The 18,917-nt window shown below is 61.9% G+C and carries 14 protein-coding genes and 1 pseudogene; 3 read left to right on the plus strand and 12 right to left on the minus strand.

Annotated features, from left to right (window positions below):
- Positions 1-179 precede the first annotated feature (179 nt).
- The 12 genes and pseudogenes from D109_RS0119915 to D109_RS0119970 form a co-directional block, all read right to left on the minus strand.
- Positions 180-2,954 carry a hybrid sensor histidine kinase/response regulator gene (locus tag D109_RS0119915; protein ID WP_017478420.1) on the minus strand — a complete coding sequence of 925 codons (2,775 nt, stop codon included), beginning with the start codon at positions 2,952-2,954 and terminating at the stop codon, positions 180-182.
- A 102-nt stretch (positions 2,955-3,056) separates the two neighbouring features.
- Positions 3,057-4,349: a phosphoribosylamine--glycine ligase gene (gene purD / locus D109_RS0119920; protein ID WP_017478421.1), complete on the minus strand. Its 1,293-nt coding sequence runs from the start codon at positions 4,347-4,349 to the stop codon at positions 3,057-3,059.
- 138 nt (positions 4,350-4,487) lie between these two features.
- Complete coding sequence (gene purH, locus D109_RS0119925; RefSeq protein ID WP_017478422.1) at positions 4,488-6,095, minus strand: bifunctional phosphoribosylaminoimidazolecarboxamide formyltransferase/IMP cyclohydrolase; 1,608 nt, start codon at positions 6,093-6,095, stop codon at positions 4,488-4,490.
- Positions 6,096-6,176: 81 nt separating this feature from the next.
- Positions 6,177-6,497, minus strand: coding sequence for a DNA-binding transcriptional regulator Fis (fis, locus tag D109_RS0119930; RefSeq protein ID WP_003186237.1), 321 nt, complete (start codon positions 6,495-6,497; stop codon positions 6,177-6,179).
- Entirely contained in the window at positions 6,494-7,507 is a 1,014-nt protein-coding gene (gene dusB / locus D109_RS0119935; protein ID WP_017478423.1) for a tRNA dihydrouridine synthase DusB, read from the minus strand. Before dusB ends, fis begins: the two co-directional genes overlap by 4 nt.
- Positions 7,508-7,692: 185 nt before the next feature.
- Positions 7,693-8,955, minus strand: a complete 1,263-nt coding sequence (locus tag D109_RS0119940) for a DUF3426 domain-containing protein (RefSeq protein WP_017478424.1) — start codon at positions 8,953-8,955, stop codon at positions 7,693-7,695.
- A 30-nt stretch (positions 8,956-8,985) separates the two neighbouring features.
- On the minus strand, positions 8,986-9,864 hold the full coding sequence (prmA, locus tag D109_RS0119945) for a 50S ribosomal protein L11 methyltransferase (RefSeq protein WP_017478425.1): 879 nt from the start codon (positions 9,862-9,864) through the stop codon (positions 8,986-8,988).
- Between the two features lie 288 nt (positions 9,865-10,152).
- On the minus strand, positions 10,153-11,514 hold the full coding sequence (gene accC, locus D109_RS0119950) for an acetyl-CoA carboxylase biotin carboxylase subunit (protein ID WP_010174033.1): 1,362 nt from the start codon (positions 11,512-11,514) through the stop codon (positions 10,153-10,155).
- Between the two features lie 17 nt (positions 11,515-11,531).
- A complete protein-coding gene (gene accB, locus D109_RS0119955) occupies positions 11,532-11,993 on the minus strand; it encodes an acetyl-CoA carboxylase biotin carboxyl carrier protein (RefSeq protein WP_003217309.1) in 462 nt (153 codons plus the stop codon).
- A 25-nt stretch (positions 11,994-12,018) separates the two neighbouring features.
- Complete coding sequence (gene aroQ / locus D109_RS0119960; RefSeq protein ID WP_017478426.1) at positions 12,019-12,474, minus strand: type II 3-dehydroquinate dehydratase; 456 nt, start codon at positions 12,472-12,474, stop codon at positions 12,019-12,021.
- 264 nt (positions 12,475-12,738) lie between these two features.
- Positions 12,739-13,233, minus strand: a pseudogene (locus tag D109_RS1000000135315) (methyl-accepting chemotaxis protein); the annotation flags it as partial.
- A gap of 1,519 nt (positions 13,234-14,752) precedes the next feature.
- Positions 14,753-16,423, minus strand: a complete 1,671-nt coding sequence (locus tag D109_RS0119970) for a PleD family two-component system response regulator (protein WP_017478428.1) — start codon at positions 16,421-16,423, stop codon at positions 14,753-14,755.
- A 274-nt stretch (positions 16,424-16,697) separates the two neighbouring features.
- Between D109_RS0119970 and D109_RS0119975 the strand changes: the two genes are divergently transcribed.
- The 3 genes from D109_RS0119975 (at position 16,698) to D109_RS0119985 (ending at position 18,849) form a co-directional block, all read left to right on the plus strand.
- On the plus strand, positions 16,698-17,765 hold the full coding sequence (locus tag D109_RS0119975; protein WP_017478429.1) for a DUF2333 family protein: 1,068 nt from the start codon (positions 16,698-16,700) through the stop codon (positions 17,763-17,765).
- A gap of 2 nt (positions 17,766-17,767) precedes the next feature.
- Complete coding sequence (locus D109_RS0119980) at positions 17,768-18,304, plus strand: NUDIX hydrolase (RefSeq protein ID WP_026078096.1); 537 nt, start codon at positions 17,768-17,770, stop codon at positions 18,302-18,304.
- A gap of 173 nt (positions 18,305-18,477) precedes the next feature.
- Positions 18,478-18,849 carry a translation initiation factor Sui1 gene (locus tag D109_RS0119985; RefSeq protein WP_003217297.1) on the plus strand — a complete coding sequence of 124 codons (372 nt, stop codon included), beginning with the start codon at positions 18,478-18,480 and terminating at the stop codon, positions 18,847-18,849.
- Positions 18,850-18,917: the final 68 nt, after the last annotated feature.

Below are 18,917 nucleotides of genomic sequence, written 5' to 3' on the forward strand. Positions count from 1 at the left end.
AAGGAGGGCGAGCGGGAGTTTATCAGGCCTGTGGCTGAGCGCTATCTGTGAAGCGACAACAATCCAATGTGGGAGCGGGCTTGCTCGCGAAAGCGGTGTATCAGTCAAACATGTATTGGCTGACACACCGCTTTCGCGAGCAAGCCCGCTCCCACATTTTGATCTGTGCCATGCCTGGGTTAGGTAGGTGCGTGCTCAGGGCGCTGTTGGCGCTGTGCCACCCAGTACTCCACCAACTCGCGCAATTGCGACAACTCCACCGGCTTGGCCATGTGCCCGTCCATCCCGGCCTGGCGCGCACGCTCTTTGTGCTCCGAAAGAATGTGCGCCGTCAGCGCCACCACCGGCGTACGAATGCGCTGGTTGCTGACTTCCCACGCCCGCAGTTGCTGGGTGGCGGAGAAGCCGTCGAGGATCGGCATTTCACAGTCCATCAACACCAGGTCATACCGCTGGGTTTTCATCGCTTGCAACGCTTCTTCACCATTGCTCGCGGTGTCCGGCTGCAGGTTGAGCTTGCCGAGCATGCCGCGAATCACCTTGGTGGAGATGCTGTTGTCTTCGGCCACCAGAATCCGGAAGTCATTCGGCACGGTCACCGGGACCGGCGCGCTGATCGCCGCCTGGCGCGGTTGCACAGTGCCCTTGCTGCGCTGGGTCAACTCGTCGGCCAGGGTGGTCTTGAGGGTGTAGCCGGCCACGGGTTTGGCGAGGATGCGTTTGATCCCGCAGTTGCGCGCGATGATCTTGCTCGGCGCATTGCTGATGCCGGTGAGCATGATCAGCAAGATGTCGTGGTTCAGGCTCGGGTCTTCCTTGATCTTCGCCGCCAGTTGCATGCCGGTCATGCCGGGCATGTTCTGGTCCAGCAGCACCACATCGAAGTAATCCCGCAGGTGCGCCTTGGTGCGCAGCAGCGCCAGGGCTTCCTTGCCCGAAGGCACGGCACTCACGTTCAGGCCCCAGGCCGTGCATTGCTGCACCAGCACTTTGCGGCAGGTGTCGTTGTCGTCCACCACCAGCACGCGCGCGCCCTTGAGCGGGCCGTCGAGGTCGGAGGTGGGATGTTCGAGACGTTCCGGGTCCAGTGGCAAGGTCAGCCACAGGGTGCTGCCTTGTTGGCTGCCACTCTTGATGCCGAACTCGCCGTTCATCAGCAGGATCAACTGGCGGGCAATGACCAGGCCCAGATGGCCGCTCAAACGTGTGGCAGACAGGAAATTCTTGCTGTGCAATTCGCTGTGCAGCAGGGCGTCGCGCTCGGCGGGCTCCATCGGCAGGCCGCTGTCTTGCACCGCAATTCGCAAACGCGGCTTGCTGCTGCGCTCGTCCAGCGCCACGACGATCAGCACTTCACCTTCATCGGTCTTTTGCAGGGCGTTTTCCAGCAGGCTCAACAGCGCCTGGCGCAGGCGCGTCGGGTCGCCGCTGATGACTCGTGGCACCTGGGGCTGGATAAAGCTGATCAGCTCGACGTTTTGCTGCTCGGCCTTGGCGCGGAAAATACTCAGGCAGTCTTCGATCAACGCATTGAGGTCGAACTGCACGTCGTCCAGTTCGATCTGCCCGGATTCGAGCTTGGAGATGTCGAGAATCTCGTTGATCAGCGTGAGCAATTCGTTGCCCGCACTGTGGATGGTTTGCACGTAGTCGCGCTGCTTGACCGACAGTGGCGTGCCCAGCAGCAACTCGGTCATGCCCAGCACGCCGTTCATGGGGGTGCGGATCTCGTGGCTGATCTTCGCCAGGAACTCGGCCTTGGCGGCGATTTCGGCATTGCTGGCGGCCAGGTCGCGGCTGAGGCTGAAGTTGTCTTCGGTGATGGCGCGCTGGCGTTCGCCCAAGGCCAGGCTCATCAACAGGCCGCTGAGGCAGATAAAACCGAGCAGGGTGACGATCAAGCCTTGGGGCGCCACCAATGTCAGGCCCAGCAAGGCCGGCAGGATAATCAGCGTGCCGATGTTGAAAATCACCATCGCCACCATGAACAGGCGCGCCGGGCGATAACCTTTTTGCCAGTGATAGGCCGAGACGAACAGCATGCTCAGGCCGGCCAGCGCCACCAGGGCGTAGGTGATGATATTCAGTGGCAGCGTGTTGACGAACAGCAGCAACAGCCCGCTGAGAACGATCAGCAGAATGTCGGCCATCAACAGCTTGTTCAGCGGATGCGGGCCAAGGGGCGCAAAGAAGCGATAGGCAAACATCAGCCCGCACGGCGCCGTCAGCAGCAGGGCGAGGTACGCACCAGGGGTTTGTACCGCGTGCCAGTTCGGCAGCCACGGCCCGACCAGGTTGAGCAGCAGCGCCAGGCTGAGCAGCAACAACACTTCGCAGGCGGCGAGCCACAGGCTGCTGCGGGAGCGATGGTAGGCGTAGCGGGTCAGGTTATGCAGGATCAGCATCACCAGGCAGCCGAACAGCAGCCCGTAGATCAGCGTCTGGTTCTGGTTGGCCGCGGCGAGTACGGCGGGCTCCAGGGTGATGTAGGGGCGCAGCTCGTGTTCCGAGACCATGCGCAGGTACACGTCCAGCGGCTTCTGGCTTTGGGGCATCGGCAGCATGAAGTCGCTGCTGGGCAGCGGGCGCTCGGCCTGGGGCTGGCGGGGGCCGGTGGCTTGTTGCTCCACCAGGGTGTCGCCGTCGAGCACGTACAGGTTCAGGTGTGCCAGGTCTGGGGCGAATACCCGTAGCACTTGCTCGTGCTTGCCGGGTTGCAGCCTGAAGCGCACCCACAACGCACCGTCCGGTTGCGCGGCGGTAATCCGGTCCAGTTCGATGGGGCTGAATTGATTGATGTAGCGGGGCGAGCGGATGTCGCTCAGTTGCAGATCGGCCTGTTCGTCAAGCAATACCGCCCAGCCACTGCCTTGTGCCGCGGCCTGGGCCGGAAGCAAGCAGAGCAAGGTCAGCAGACTGACAGTGAAACCTATGGCGATCCTGAGCCAGCGCACGGCGAAATCCCTTCGTAGGTTGATGCATGGGTATAACTATGCGCGGGGCCACAAGCGTAGGGCAAGGGCCAAGGGCCCCTGCCTAACCGAACGGATAGCTGTTTACTGACTTTCGCCACGCTCACGGGCAATGGCGCGGTAGCCAATGTCGGTGCGGTAGAAGCAGCCTTTCCAGTCGATCTTCGCCGCCAGCTTGTAAGCCTGTTGCTGGGCGGCATCTACGCTGCTGCCCATGGCGGTGGCGCACAATACGCGACCACCGGCGGTGACGACCTTGCCATCCTTGAGCGCGGTGCCCGCGTGGAACACCTTGCCTTCCAGCGTAGCAGCCGCCTCCAGACCTTCAATCACATCGCCCTTGGCGTAGTCGGCTGGGTAGCCGCCAGCGGCCAGCACGATGCCGACGCTTGGGCGCGGGTCCCACTGGGCTTCGACCTTGTCGAGGGCCTGGGCCAGCGCCGCTTCCACCAGCAGTACCAGGCTCGATTGCAGACGCAGCATCACCGGTTGGGTTTCCGGATCGCCGAAGCGGCAGTTGAACTCGATGACTTTCGGGTTACCGGCCTTGTCGATCATCAAGCCGGCGTACAGGAAGCCGGTGTACACATTGCCTTCTTCGGCCATGCCGCGCACGGTTGGCCAGATCACCAGGTCCATCACGCGTTTGTGCACTTCGGCAGTCACTACGGGAGCCGGGGAGTAAGCGCCCATGCCACCGGTGTTCGGGCCGCTGTCGCCGTCGCCCACACGCTTGTGGTCCTGGCTGGTGGCCATCGGCAGTACGTTCTTGCCGTCGACCATCACGATGAAGCTGGCTTCTTCGCCGTCGAGGAACTCTTCGATCACCACGCGGGAACCGGCTTCACCGAAAGCGTTGCCGGCGAGCATGTCGCGCACGGCGTCTTCGGCTTCGGCCAGGGTCATCGCGACGATCACGCCTTTGCCGGCGGCCAGGCCGTCGGCCTTGATCACGATCGGTGCACCGACCTCACGCAGGTAAGCCAGGGCTGGCTCGATCTCGGTGAAGTTCTGGTAGTCGGCGGTCGGGATCTTGTGGCGTGCCAGGAAATCCTTGGTGAAGGCTTTCGAGCCTTCCAGCTGGGCAGCGCCGGCGGTTGGGCCGAAGCAGTCCAGGCCACGGCTGCGGAACAGGTCCACAACGCCAGCCACCAAGGGCACTTCCGGACCGACGATGGTCAGGGAAACGTTTTTCTCGGCAAAGTCCGCCAGTTGCTCAAGGGCCAACACGTCGATGGCGACGTTTTCGCACTTGGCTTCAATGGCGGTACCGGCGTTGCCGGGGGCGACGAATACTTTCTGGACGCGCGGGTCCTGGGCAACTTTCCAGGCCAGGGCGTGTTCACGGCCACCGCTGCCAATGATCAAAACATTCATTTCAAAAACCTCGGATGACGCTGAATTCTGATCGTTCCCACGCTCTGCGTGGGAATGCCTCTTGTGACGCTCTGCGTCAGGCTTTGGGACGCGGAGCGTCCCGGGCTGCATTCCCACGCAGAGCGTGGGAATGAGCAATCAGTGACGGAAGTGGCGCATGCCGGTGAAGACCATGGCGATGCCGGCTTCATCAGCCGCTGCAATCACTTCTGCGTCACGCATCGAGCCGCCCGGTTGGATCACGGCGGTAACACCGGCTTTCGCGGCGTTGTCCAGGCCGTCGCGGAACGGGAAGAATGCGTCGGACGCCATCACCGAACCGGCAACCTGCAAGCCGGCATGTTCAGCCTTGATCGCAGCGATACGCGCCGAGTTCACGCGGCTCATCTGGCCGGCGCCAACACCGATGGTCTGGCGATTCTTGGCGTAGACGATGGCATTGGATTTAACGTACTTGGCGACTTTCCAGGCGAAGATCAGGTCGTTGATTTCCTGTTCGGTCGGGGCGCGCTTGGTCACTACTTTCAGGTCGGCGCTGCCGATCATGCCGATGTCGCGGCTCTGTACCAGCAAGCCGCCGTTGACGCGCTTGTAGTCCCAGGCAGCGGCACGCTCGGCCGACCACTCGCCGCAGGCCAGCAGGCGCACATTGGCCTTGGCAGCAACAATGGCACGGGCCTCGATACTGACGGATGGGGCAATGATCACTTCAACGAACTGACGCTCAACGATCGCCTTGGCGGTCTCGGCGTCCAGCTCACGGTTGAAGGCGATGATGCCGCCGAAGGCTGATTCGGTGTCGGTGGCGTAGGCCAGTTCGTAGGCCTGGCGGATACCGCCTTCAGCGTCCGGGCTCACGGCCACGCCGCACGGGTTGGCGTGCTTGACGATCACGCAGGCTGGCTTGACGAAGCTCTTCACACATTCCAGCGCGGCGTCGGTGTCGGCCACGTTGTTGTAGGACAGCTCTTTGCCTTGCAGTTGGGTCGCGGTGGCGATGCCGACTTCAGCAGGCTTGGCCTCAACGTAGAACGCCGCGCTCTGGTGCGGGTTCTCGCCGTAGCGCATTTCCTGGGCCTTGATGAACTGGCTGTTGAAGGTGCGCGGGAACTGGCTGCGACCTTCAGTGCTCAGGGTTTCGGCCGCCTGGTTCACGGTGCCCATGTAGTTGGCAATCATGCCGTCGTAGGCGGCGGTGTGTTCGAAGGCCTTGAGCATCAGGTCGAAGCGCTGGGCGTAGGTCAGGCCGCCGGCTTTCAGGCTTTCCAGTACGTTGGCGTAGTCGCTGGCGTTCACCACGATGGCCACGTCTTTGTGGTTCTTGGCTGCCGAGCGAACCATGGTCGGGCCGCCGATATCGATGTTTTCGATGGCGGTCGGCAGGTCGCAGCCTGGCTTGTTGATGGTGGCTTCGAACGGGTACAGGTTAACGGCCACCAGATCGATCGGCTTGATGCCGTGCTCGCTCATGATGGCGTCGTCGATACCGCGACGACCGAGGATCCCGCCGTGGATTTTCGGGTGCAGGGTCTTGACCCGACCGTCCATCATTTCTGCGAAACCGGTGTAGTCCGCCACTTCCACTGCGGCCACGCCGTTGTCCTGCAGCAGTTTGAAGGTCCCGCCGGTGGAGAGAATCTCCACGCCCAGGGCTTCCAGCTCCCGGGCAAATTCGAGGATGCCGGTCTTGTCGGAGACACTGATCAAGGCACGGCGGATCGGCAGGCGGGTAGTCTGGTCGGTCATTTCAATTTCCATCAAAAGCAAAGGAGTCAGCAAAAAAGGCGTCCGTTTTTACGCGGGCGCCTTTCTGGTTTGATTGAATGCTTACAGCAAATCGTACTGCTTGAGTTTCTTGCGCAGCGTGCCACGGTTCAGACCGAGTAGCTCACTGGCCTTGGTCTGGTTGCCCTTGACGTAGTTCATTACGCTTTCGAGCAACGGCGCTTCGACTTCGGAGAGCACCAGGTTGTACACGTCCGTGACGGCAGCGCCCTCAAGGTGGGCGAAATAATTGTGCAGCGCCTTCTCGACACTCCCGCGAAGGGTCTGGCCTTCTTCGCTCGGCGTGTTGAGGTGCTGTTTCAAATTGACGTTGTCGCTCACGGGTGTTGTTCCACTCACTAAAGTCTCGGTCATCATCGTCATGCGGCCACCCCTTCTCCGTCCCCTGTCACCAGGCTCTTGTAACGCTCGGTGAAGAACTCACGAACGTTGGCGCACTGTGCTTCCGTATCATCCAAACGATTGAAGTGGGCGCGAAACTCCTTGGCGCCCGGCAAGGTTGCGAGATACCAGCCCACATGCTTGCGAGCAATGCGTACGCCCATCACGTCTCCATAGAAGGCGTGCAGCGCGGCCAGATGCTCTAGCAGAATACGTTCCACCTCGATCAGCTCCGGTGCCGGCAAGGTTTCGCCGGTACGCAGAAAATGCTCGATCTCACGAAAAATCCATGGCCGCCCCTGGGCCGCCCGGCCAATCAACAGGCCATCGGCGCCGGTCGCGTGCAGCACGCGCCGGGCTTTCTCGGCTGAATCGATGTCGCCGTTGGCAAAGACGGGAATCGACACCGCCTGCTTGATCGCGGCAATGGTGTCGTACTCGGCTTCACCGGTGTAAAGGTCGGCGCGGGTGCGGCCATGCACTGCCAGCGCTGTAATGCCCGCCTGCTCGGCGATCTTCGCCACCGTCAGGCCATTCTTGTTGTCCCGGTCCCAACCGGTGCGGATCTTCAGGGTGACCGGCACATCCACTGCAGCGACAACGGCATGCAGGATCTCGCTCACCAACTGCTCATCCTTCAACAGGGCAGAACCTGCGGCTTTGTTGCAGACCTTCTTGGCCGGGCAACCCATGTTGATATCAATAATCTGTGCCCCCAACTCCACGTTGGCCCGGGCCGCATCCGCCAGCATTTGCGCATCACCGCCGGCGATCTGCACCGAGCGGGGCTCGGGATCACCTTCGTGGATCATGCGCATCCGCGATTTGCGGGTGTTCCACAAGCTCATGTCGCTGGTAACCATTTCCGAGACTACAAGCCCTGCGCCCAAACGTTTGCAAAGCTGACGAAAGGGCTGGTCGGTGACGCCCGCCATCGGGGCGAGGATCAAGCCGTTGTGCAATGTGTATGGGCCGATGCGTACCGCCGACATAGGACTTCCCTGTTGTGGGGCCGGATCATTAGAGTTCGAAAAAGGGTTGGCATGATACCCGCTCTCGATGACTGGATAAAGGCTGAATTGGATAAAATCTGAACAGTTATTTTCTTATCGCCGCTGGTTTGGTCAAGGGCGGTGCAGTCAAGAATCCGCCGTCAAACCTTGCCCCGTGTGCCGGATCACTCGGGAGAATGGAAGCTCAGGCTGTAATTCACCGCTTTGTTTCCCGGGTCGAGGATGTCCAGGGCAATGTGGATCGGCGTCTGGGAGGGCATCTCGGTTACGCCGGCCAACTCACCGCTGAGGTATTCGGCGGGCTTGAAGCGACGACTGGCGATCATATTCCCGTTCATGTCGGCAAAGCGCAGCTCCAACAGCGGGAACGGTTGGGAGAAAGTCGCGCGGTTATAGATGATCGCGTCCACCACCAGGGCGCCCGCGAACTCCGGGTGGCTGCGCACGACCAGATTGCTGCTCTTGATGTGGGCGATATCGACCCGTGAGGGCACAGTGCAGCCCAGTTTCGGGCACAGTTCCTGGAACCATGGGCGGTAGGCGTCCTGGCGTGCCAGGTCGTCGAATTGGTAGGCGACGTATTGTCCCGCCAGGCCGGCGGCAGCCAGCAACACCAGCAAGCCCCAGAACAGGCGGCGACCCCAGCCGGAGGCGCGCTTCTGGGAGTAGAGGTGCAGCGGATCGTCTTCCAGGTCCGAAAGCAGGTCGTTGTGGACGCCGGCCTCGGGGCGAGGGCGCTTGCGTTTGGGCTGCGGGCGTTCCGGTTGTTCGGCTTCCGGCTCTTCTGCTACGGCGGTTACCGGTGGATCGAGTTCGTCATCGGTGGTGTTGGCGTGCAGCGCTGGTTCGTCGTCGGGCTGGACCGCTTCAAACGACATCGACGGTTCGGTGCGCTTGGGTTTGCCGGGGCCTGCCTTGGCCGGTTGCGGTTCATCATCGGCCGGTTGCGGGGCTTGCGCCCGTTCATCCCGTGGCTCACTGAACAGGCTGGCGGCCCATTGCTCTTCCTCGGCCTTGGCCGTATCGCGGCTGGCGCTGAGGGCGTCTTCCTTTTGCCGACGGTCGGCGCCGGGTTGGCGACGATCGGCTCCTACCGGCTGGGTGTGCTGAATCTCGCGACGTTCCAGCTTGGCCAGTTCTTCGTCGAGGTCCAGGTTATCCAGGTCAAGCTCTTCGGAGGTCCACTGTTTCTGGCTGATGGCCCGCGGTGCTTCGGGTGGCGGTTCTACTGCTGGCGGTGGCGCTACCGCCGGGAGTGCCTGGGGCGCGGGCGCACTGCCACGCTGCTCCAGCAGTTGGCGAGCGGCATTGAACACTTGCAGGCATGAGCCGCAGCGCACCACGCCACGGGCCACGCTCAATTGAGCGTGGTTGACGCGAAAGCGTGCTTGGCAATGTGGGCACTGGGTGACGAAACTGTCGGTCATGCGGCCATCCGATTCATGCAGGCGCTCATTCTAGCGCCGACGACCACTGATGCGTACCCAGCCATCACGGTTGGCGATCGGATCCAGCTCGAAATCCTGGGCGTAGGCGGCGGCTACGTCTTCGCCTTGTTCGGCGAGGATGCCCGACAGCGCCAGGCGGCCGCCCGGCTTGACCAGGCTCGACAGCTGCGGTGCCAACGCGACCAGCGGTCCGGCGAGGATGTTGGCCACCAGTACGTCGGCCTGCACCTGGGGCAATTGCTCCGGCAGGTACAGCGGGAATTTCTCTTCGGCGATGTTATTGCGCCCAGCGTTATCGCGGGAGGCTTCCAGGGCTTGCACGTCGATATCGGTACCGACGGCTTCCTTGGCGCCCAACAGCAGGGCGGCGATGGCCAGGATCCCCGAGCCGCAGCCGAAGTCCAGCACGTTGCAGTCTTTCAGGTCCTGGCCGTCGAGCCATTCCAGGCACAGGGCGGTGGTCGGGTGAGTGCCGGTGCCGAAGGCCAGGCCCGGGTCCAGCAGCAGGTTGACGGCGTCAGGCTCGGGGGCGGCGTGCCAGCTCGGCACGATCCACAGGCGCTGGCCAAAACGCATCGGCTGGAAGTTGTCCATCCAGCTGCGTTCCCAGTCCTGGTCTTCGATGATTTCGCTGTGGTGTTCCGGCAGTGGGCCGCCGGTGAGCAGTTCCATATGGGCCAGCACGCTGGCGGCATCGGTGCCGTCTTCGAACAGGGCCAGCAGATGGGTGTGGGACCACAGTGGGGTGGTGTTGAGCTCGGGCTCGAAGATCGGCTGGTCTTCGGCGTCCATGAAGGTCACCGACACGGCGCCCACTTCGAGGAACGCGTCTTCGTAGGTTTCGGCTTGTTCTGGGCTGATGGCGAGACGGACTTGCAGCCAAGGCATGGCGGGCACCTTTGAAAAATGAGTGTGCAGCGGGGTAGGGCTGCGAAAGACGCGCAAGTTTACGCGAGCGAACAGCAGAAGACGACTGTACTGCTGGTGTACACAGAACAAAAATGTGGGAGCGAGCTTGCTCGCGAATGCGGTGTGTCAGTCATGGATGGGTTGACTGGCATACTGCATTCGCGAGCAAGCCCGCTCCCACAAGGGGAATGTATCCATCCAGAAAAGTCGGGTGGGCACAAACAACAAAGCCGCCCGAAGGCGGCTTTGTTGGGTGGATCACTTCGCTTACTGATTAGCCAGCTTGTGTTCCAGGTAGTGAATGTTCACACCACCTTCGCAAAAGCCTTCATCGCGAACCAGATCCCGATGCAACGGGATGTTGGTCTTGATGCCGTCTACCACGATTTCGTCCAGCGCGTTACGCATACGGGCCATGGCCTCGTCGCGGGTGGCGCCCCAGGTGATCAGCTTGCCGATCAGCGAGTCGTAGTTGGACGGAACCTTGTAGCCGCTGTACAGGTGCGAATCCACACGGACGCCGTTGCCGCCGGGCGCGTGGAAATGCTTGACCAGGCCAGGGCTTGGGATAAAGGTTTTCGGGTCTTCGGCGTTGATCCGGCACTCCAGGGAGTGGCCGTGGATCTTCACATCATCCTGGGTAAACGACAGCTTGTTGCCAGCGGCGATGCTCAGCATCTCCTTGACGATGTCGATACCGGTGACCATTTCCGAAACCGGATGCTCTACCTGCACACGAGTGTTCATCTCGATGAAGTAGAAACGGCCGTTTTCGTACAGGAACTCGAAAGTGCCCGCGCCACGGTAGTTGATGTCGATGCACGCCTTGACGCAGCGAGCCAGTACTTCCTGGCGAGCAGTTTCATCCAGGCCCGGTGCCGGCGCTTCTTCCAGAACCTTCTGGTGACGACGTTGCAGCGAGCAATCGCGGTCGCCCAAGTGGATGGCGTGGCCCTGGCCGTCGGACAGTACCTGCACTTCCACGTGACGTGGGTTGGTCAGGTACTTTTCCAGGTAGACCATCGGGTTGCCGAACCAGGCGCCCGCTTCGGAGCGGGTCTGCTTGGCGGCTTCGATCAGGTCTTCTTCCTTGTGCACCACGCGCATGCCGCGACCACCACCGCCGCCGGCGGCCTTGATGATCACCGGGTAACCGACTTCGCGACCAATGCGCAGGGCGGTTGCCTCGTCTTCAGGCAGCGGGCCGTCGGAACCTGGAACGGTTGGCACGCCGGCCGCGATCATGGCGTCCTTGGCCGATACCTTGTCGCCCATCAGGCGAATGGTTTCGGCTTTCGGGCCGATGAAGGCAAACCCGGACTTCTCCACCTGTTCGGCGAAATCGGCGTTTTCCGCGAGGAAGCCGTAGCCCGGGTGAATACCATCGGCGCCGGTCACTTCGGCGGCGGCGATGATGTTCGAGACTTTCAGGTACGAGTTCGTGGCCAGTGGCGGGCCGATGCAGATGCTTTCGTCCGCCAGTTTCACGTGCATCAATTCGGTATCGGCCGTCGAGTAAACAGCGACGGTCTTGATGCCCTCTTCCTTACAGGCGCGCAGGATACGCAGCGCGATCTCGCCGCGGTTGGCGATCAGGACTTTTTGCAGTTTCTTCGCAGGTTTCAACATCGAAGGCGCTCCGCGGTTCAAACGATGGTGAACAGCGGCTGGTCGTACTCAACCGGCTGACCGTTTTCTACCAGGATGGATTCGATGACGCCGGCTTTTTCAGCTGTGATGTGGTTCATCATCTTCATCGCTTCAACGATGCAGATGGTGTCGCCCACTTTCACGGTTGCGCCGACTTCAACGAAGGCTGGCGAGGTCGGTGCCGGGGTGCGGTAGAAGGTACCGACCATTGGCGACTTGACCACGAAACCGTTCAGTTTTGGCGCAGCAGGGGCTTCGGCAGCAGCCGCAACCGGAGCAGCAGCCACTGGCGCAGCGGCCGGAGCCGGCGCTTGCATCTGCGGTGCGTAGAACTGTTGGGCCGGGGTCTTGCTGTGACGGCTGATCCGTACGGATTCCTCGCCTTCCTTGATCTCCAGCTCGTCGATACCGGATTCTTCCAGCAGTTCGATCAGTTTCTTAACTTTACGGATATCCATGAATCATCAACTCCCAAAGGGTCGGTCAGGGGCGCTTGGCCGTGTCTTCAAGCTGTTCCAGGGCGGCCTCCAGGGCCAGTCGGTAACCGCTGGCGCCAAGGCCGCAGATCACTCCTACCGCAACGTCGGAGAAGTAAGAGTGATGGCGGAAAGGTTCGCGTTTGTGCACGTTCGATAAATGCACTTCGATGAATGGGATGCTCACCGCCAGCAGCGCGTCACGTAATGCAACGCTTGTGTGCGTAAAAGCGGCGGGATTGATCAGGATAAAGTCCACGCCTTCGCTGCGCGCGGCATGGATGCGATCAATCAGTTCGTACTCGGCATTGCTTTGCAGGTAGAGCAGATGGTGGCCGGCATCACGTGCCCGTCGTTCCAGATCGAGGTTGATCTGTTCGAGGGTCACTGACCCGTAGACGCCCGGTTCGCGGGTGCCGAGCAGGTTCAGGTTGGGTCCGTGAAGAACCAGTAAGGTCGCCATCGGCTGTTCCTTGTTATTGATGTGGGCACGGTAGAACCCGGCGACTATGCCGCAAAGGCTTTGTGACTGTCCAGTTCTATGCAGTAGGCTGCACGATTAGCGAGGATTGCGCAAAATATGTGACCGCAAGGCTGAATCCGGTCAGTGTGGGAGCGGGTTTGCTCGCGAAGGCGGTGGTTCAGCCGCCACATGCGTTGACGGGTGCGCCGCCTTCGCGAGCAAGCCCGCTCCCACATTTTGATCTTCATAAGACAGGAGAGCCGGTTAGACGCGGAATGCCTGCACGGCGGTATTGAGTTGCCCGCCAAGTACCAGCAAGTGCTCTCCCTGGCGGCGTCCCTGGCCAATTCGCAGCAAGTTGTCCTCACCCAGCTGGTGAATCCGCTCACTGTTATCGCGGATTTCGCTCACGGCACCACTTTGCTGGGCGGTGACATCGGCAATTCGCACCGCAGTGTCGGAAATGGTCTGGATCGCCCCGACGATTTCATCCAGCGCGCCGTCAGCTGCCTGGGCCTGCTCGGCGGTGGCTTCGGCGTGCTCGACCTGGGCGCGCATGCCTTCTACCGATTGCCGGGCGGCGGTTTGCAGGCCGGCGATCAGGTGCTGGATTTCGGCGGTGGCGCCGGCGGTGCGCTGGGCCAGGGAGCGCACTTCATCGGCTACCACGGCGAACCCGCGCCCGGCCTCACCGGCCCGGGCGGCTTCGATGGCGGCGTTCAGCGCCAGCAGGTTGGTCTGGTCGGCAATGGAGCGAATCACCGTGAGTACGCCGCCGATGGTTGCGGATTCCTCGGCGAGTTTCTCGATCATCTGCGCATTGATCTGCACTTCGCCGACCAAGGCGTGCAACCCGGTCAGGCTCAGGCCGATCACCCGTTGGCCCTGTTCCACGGCTTGGCCTGCACTGCGGCTGGCCTGGGCGGCCTGGCTGGCGTCGCCGGCAACCTGCTGGATCGTGGCTTCCAGTTCGCCCAGGGAATCGCGAATCTGCGCGGTGTCACCGGCCTGGCGCTCGGCACCGTCGTGCATGCCGCTGCTCAATTCCGCCAGGGCGCTGCTGCTACCGGCCACTTGCTCGGCGTTGCCGCGGATGGTGCCCACCAGGTCCACCAGATAGGCACGCAGGCGATTCAGGGACTCCTCGATATCGTGCAGTTCGCGGTTGGTCTTGCCCAAGGCAATGTGCTGGCTGAAGTCGCCTTCGGCCCAGGTGGACAAGGCGGGCGCCAGGTTGGTCAGCACCCGCGCCAGGCGCCGTTGCAAGGTGTCGATCAACAGCGCGATCAGCAAAATCAGGCCGATCATAACGCCTTGCATCAGCCGCACTTCGCCCTGGATCTGCGCATGCTGGGCCCGCACCACCGGCTCCAGCCCGGCAATGGCTTGCTGCACGGCGTTGATTTTCAGGTGGGTGCTGCTGGCCAGTTCGGTGCGTTGCTGGATTTGCTCGCGGGTGCGTTTCAGCTCGGCGGGGTAGCGGGTCAGCAGGCTGTTGAGTTCGCGCTTGAGGTCGACGCCGGTGTCCTGGGCTACGGTTTTTTCAGCGTTTTCCAGGCCCATCATGGCCGAGAAGTCGTCGGTATTGGACTCGCTGCTGGCGGTCACTCCCAGCAACGGCAGTTGCCCCAGCACGTCAGCCTGGCTGCGGATATTGCTGACTTCGCGCTCCACATCGTCGGCCAGTTCGCTGCGCCCGCTGCTTACCAGCTTGTCCCGGGCCAGGGAGAGTTTGGCCAGGTGCTGGGACGCGGCGAGCAACGGCGGCAGGTAACGTGCCGCGTCGGGGGCAGTGACACCGCTGGCGTATTGGTTGAGTTGCTCCAGATTGGCGCCGAGCTCGCGTTCGGCTTGCAGCAGCAAGGCCTGCGGGTCGCCCGCCAGCTTGCCGGCGGCCAGCAGGTCGGTCTTGCTGAAGGTATCCAGGTCTAACAGGCTGGGGCGCAGGTTTTGCGCCAGGTCCGCGGGTAACTCATCCAGATGCTGCAACAGGTTTTCCAGGCTCTGGCTGGCGCTGCTCAGGCGCAGGGCGTCGCCGCTGGCGAGGTAATCGTCGATATTGCGCGCGGCCTGGTTTTGAAAGGTCTGCGACAGGCCCAGGTAGCGCTCCATCAACAGATAGGGCCGCTCCAGGGCGCGTTGCGACCACCAGAGCGTCGCGCCCAGGGCCAGGCAAACGGCGACCAGAAGGAGGGTGTTCAGATTCGTCAGCAGCTTCAGGCGCATGCGTGGTTTCAACCGACAGCAGAAGTAAGTGCCTGAAGTTATTGCGTTTCCATTACAGAGTTATGACGGATTCGGTGGATTCCGGTGAAAAGGTGGCACTTTGCTTTGATGCGCGCGCCGCCATCACCCGGTTACGCCCCGCATCCTTGGCGCGGTACAGCGCCTCGTCGGCCTGGGCCGCCATCATCAGGCTGTCGGAGCCATCACACAGCTCCACCACACCGGCACTGAAGGTGCACCACAAATCCTGGGGCTGTGCGGGGTAGTGGATCTCGGCAAAGCGCCCACGGATTTCGTCGAGCACTTTGCAGGCGGCGTCGAGATCGGTGTCGGGCATGACGATGGCAAATTCTTCACCGCCGTAACGGCCTATATAGTCGGTCTTGCGCAGGCGCTGCTTAAGAAACAGCGCGAGGCTCTTGATCACCCGGTCGCCCATGGGGTGGCCGTGGCTGTCGTTGACCCGCTTGAAGTGGTCGATGTCGAGCATCGCAAAGCTCAGCGGCTTGCTCTCGCGGCGTGCGCGGAAGCTGCAGTCTTCGAGCAATTGCAGGATGTGGGTGTGGTTGTACAGCCCGGTGAGGCTGTCGCGCACCATCCGCGCCTTGAGGTTGCGCGCCCGCGCCGCACGGTTGCGCACGGTGGTAATCAGGTGCCGAGGCTTGATCGGCTTGGTGAGGAAGTCGTCGCCGCCTTCGCTCATGGCGTCCAGTTGCTTGTCCAGGTCGTCTTCGGCCGAGAGGTAGATGATCGGCACGCTGACGTAGCGGTCATTGTGGCGGATCACCTTGGCCAGCTCGGTACCGGTGCAGGCCGGCATATACATGTCGAGGATGATCAGGTCGGGCTGGAAGTCCGCCAGCTCGGCCATGGCCTGGATCGGTTCGATCAGGGTGCGGGTGACGATGCCGGCGCTGTTGAGCAGGCGCTCGGTGTGCATCGCCTGGGCCCGCGAGTCGTCGATGATCAGCACTTTATAAGGTTCGTACTGGGCGACGCAGGTCAGTACTTCGATTTTTTCCAGCAGGCTCGACGCCTCCAGGGTTCCGGTGAGGAACTCCTGGCCGCCGGCGCGCACGGCGGCCAGGCGGGTGGGGGTGTCGGTTTCGTGCAGGCTGAAAAACAGCAGCGGCAGCTTTTGCTCCAGGCCTTCCTGGGCTTCGGCGGCGAGCTTCAGGCCCAGGCCGGTGCCGCAGAAATCCACATCCATGACGATGGCCGCCGGCAAGCGCTCGGCCATCGATGAGCGAAATGCTGCCACGCTGTCGAGGGACTGGGCACTCAAGCCGAAAAACTCCAACTGCTTGGCCAGGCGCTCGGCACGGTCGTGGTCGGCCAGCATCACGTAGATCGGCTTGCGCATCGGCGGCAGGAGGGTTTGTTCCAAGTGGTCGCCCTGGCGCAGGCCGGTGCGGGACAGGCGCTGCATCAGGCGATTGAGTTCGGTGATCAGGTGGCTGCTCAGGCGGCCGCGGTTGTCGTCCACCGCCTTGAGTGAAGCGCTGATCTGGTGTGCCAGCTGGCCGTGTTCCGGCTGCTCGAAGCGTTCGGCAAAACGCAGCAGGCGCAGGTTGGCCTCGCCGAGTTCGGTCAAGTCGGCGGTCGACCATTCGCTGCGTTGCAGGCGCTGCCAGATCTCAAGAATTTGACGTGCCTGATGAATTACCCGCTGGGCAAAATGGTGCTTGAGACGCTCACGGCTGGGGTCTTCTGGCTCGGTCATATCCTGACTACTAGTTAGGCTGCATGCTGAGGTCGAACTGATGGCTCTATGCTAGCACCTCTTTTCCGTTGCACGAGTGTCATACGTCAATTAACTGCAAGGTCCTGGATATTCATTTACCGACCATGCAGTCGCGCGGGCGTAAACATCGTGCATCCTTTATAGTCGAGCCGCGCACTTGCGCCACCCCGACTAAAAGCGCCGCAATGCTCGGCACGATGGGGTAGGGTTGTGGTCGTAGCTATTGAACTCAAGTGATTGAAAGGATATCGCCATGCTGGACTGGAAAAACCGCGCAGGCAGTGCAAAGGGCCCGGCCCCTGAAACCAAGTCGGCCCCCCGCAGCTATTTCCGTAATTTGCTGATGAGCCGTGCGTTGCTCTCGCTGGTTGCGTTGTATCTGTTGGTCACCGGTGCCCTGGGTTGGTACTGGAGTGAAGAGCCCGCGTTGTTCCCGGTCCAGCAAAACGCGCAGATTGCGGCCGAGAAGGAAGGCAAGCAAATGGTGGTAGGCTTCACCACCGTCGAAACCCTCAAGACCGTGGCCGGCACCTTGCTGAACAAGCCGGGTGGCTATATTTCCAACGACCGTTTCCCGCCGGGCCTGTGGATGGACAACATGCCGAGCTGGGAATACGGCGTGCTGGTGCAGGTGCGTGACCTGACCCGTGCCCTGCGCAAGGACTTCGCCCGTTCCCAGTCGCAGTCGGCGGAAGACGCGGACCTGGCCAAGGCCGAACCGCGCTTCAACTTCGACAACAAAAGCTGGGTGCTGCCGTCCAGCGAGTCGGAATACCAGGAAGGCATCAATTCCCTGAGCCGCTACGAAGCACGCTTGTCCGACCCGAATCAGCGCGGCGCGCTGTTCTATGCCCGTGCCGACAACCTGAACAACTGGCTGGGTGATGTGGCGACCCGCTTGGGTTCGCTGTCGCAACGCCTGTCGGCCAGCGTGGGCCGGGTCAAGCTCAACACCGCGCTGAAAACCGAAGCGCTGGCGCCGGGTGAAGTGCCGCAGCTCGACGAAGAAGTGGTGGAAACCCCATGGATGCAGATCGACAACGTGTTCTACGAAGCCCGCGGCCAGGCCTGGGCCCTGTCCCACCTGCTGCGCGCCATTGAAGTCGACTTCGCCGATGTGCTGGCCAAGAAGAACGCCACCGTCAGCGTGCGCCAGATCATTCGTGAGCTGGAAGCCTCGCAGGAACCGGTGTGGAGCCCGATGATTCTCAACGGCAGCGGTTTTGGCATCCTGGCCAACCATTCGCTGGTCATGGCCAACTATATTTCCCGGGCCAACGCTGCAGTGATCGACTTGCGTCAGCTCCTGAACCAGGGTTGATGATGGACGCTTCCACCAGGGAGGCTGCGCACCGCGCCGCCTCCGACGCCGAACTGATTGCCTGGGTCGACGAGCAGGACAACCTGCTCGGCAGCCTGGTGCGCTCCGATTTGCGCCAGCGCGGGCTGATCGGACGCTGCACCTTTATCTTCCTGTTCAACTCGGCCGGTGAGCTGTGTGTGCACCGGCGCACCTTGAGCAAAGCCATGTACCCGGGGTTCTGGGACACGGCGGCGGGCGGGATGGTGGCGGCTCATGAGTCCTACGCCGAGTCGGCAGCCCGGGAGCTGGAAGAGGAGTTGGGCGTCAGCGGCGTCGAATTGACCCCGCACGACCACTTCTATTTCGAAGACGGCGACAGCCGGCTCTGGTGCACCTCGTTCTCGGCGGTGTGGGACGGGCCCCTGCGGATCCAGCCGGAAGAAGTCATGGAGGCGCGCTTTCTGCCACTGGCGACGGTGCTGGAGGAGGCCGAACAAAAGCCCTATTGCCCGGATGCACAGGAAGGGCTGCGTCGTTATTTGGCCCTGCGTCGCTAAAGTTGCATAAATTGGCGCCATTTGGCTCTTAGCAAGGGGCCTTTTTGCCGTTACACTGCGCGACTTTTCAGGCTGAACCGCTCTCGCGGCTCAGTAGCGCTGCCCCTGCCTGAGTGGGGCTTCGCGGTCGATGACCCCATCGATCAGTCTTTGTCCTCCCAAGAGGATTGCCGGTGGCCAAAAAAGCCGCATCCTTCGCCGCCCTTGGTGGCCTGGTATTTTCCACCGACGCAGGTCGACACTGCCCGGACTGTCGCCAGCCCGTGGACGCGTGTACCTGCAAAACAACCCTGATTCCCGAAGGCGATGGTATTGCCCGCGTCCGTCGCGAGAGCAAGGGCCGTGGCGGCAAGACGGTGACCACCATCACCGGCGTGCCCCTGGCCGAAGAGGCCCTGAAGGAGTTGGCCACGACGCTGAAAAAGCGCTGTGGCACCGGTGGCGCCTTGAAAGACGGTGTCATCGAGATCCAGGGCGACCACGTCGAGTTGCTGTTGGCCGAGCTGATCAAGCTGGGTTACAAGGCGAAGAAATCCGGCGGCTAGCAGCCTCTGTGAAAACCACCCCGATGACCCGCTTGCTGAACGCAAACTGTCGTCTCCATGGTTTTCAC

This window comes from Pseudomonas sp. PAMC 26793 (assembly GCF_000313235.1).
Classification (GTDB): Bacteria; Pseudomonadota; Gammaproteobacteria; order Pseudomonadales; family Pseudomonadaceae; genus Aquipseudomonas; species Aquipseudomonas yamanorum.

Coding starts and splice junctions, on each gene's coding strand:
- D109_RS0119980 (WP_026078096.1), top strand. CDS start 17,768: ATGGACGCTTCCACCAGGGAGGCTGCGCACCGCGCCGCCTCCGACGCC.
- D109_RS0119970 (WP_017478428.1), bottom strand. CDS start 16,423: ATGACCGAGCCAGAAGACCCCAGCCGTGAGCGTCTCAAGCACCATTTT.
- aroQ (WP_017478426.1), bottom strand. CDS start 12,474: ATGGCGACCTTACTGGTTCTTCACGGACCCAACCTGAACCTGCTCGGC.
- accB (WP_003217309.1), bottom strand. CDS start 11,993: ATGGATATCCGTAAAGTTAAGAAACTGATCGAACTGCTGGAAGAATCC.
- D109_RS0119940 (WP_017478424.1), bottom strand. CDS start 8,955: ATGACCGACAGTTTCGTCACCCAGTGCCCACATTGCCAAGCACGCTTT.
- purD (WP_017478421.1), bottom strand. CDS start 4,349: ATGAATGTTTTGATCATTGGCAGCGGTGGCCGTGAACACGCCCTGGCC.
- dusB (WP_017478423.1), bottom strand. CDS start 7,507: ATGTCGGCGGTACGCATCGGCCCATACACATTGCACAACGGCTTGATC.
- fis (WP_003186237.1), bottom strand. CDS start 6,497: ATGACGATGATGACCGAGACTTTAGTGAGTGGAACAACACCCGTGAGC.
- D109_RS0119975 (WP_017478429.1), top strand. CDS start 16,698: ATGCTGGACTGGAAAAACCGCGCAGGCAGTGCAAAGGGCCCGGCCCCT.
- prmA (WP_017478425.1), bottom strand. CDS start 9,864: ATGCCTTGGCTGCAAGTCCGTCTCGCCATCAGCCCAGAACAAGCCGAA.
- purH (WP_017478422.1), bottom strand. CDS start 6,095: ATGACCGACCAGACTACCCGCCTGCCGATCCGCCGTGCCTTGATCAGT.
- accC (WP_010174033.1), bottom strand. CDS start 11,514: ATGTTGAAACCTGCGAAGAAACTGCAAAAAGTCCTGATCGCCAACCGC.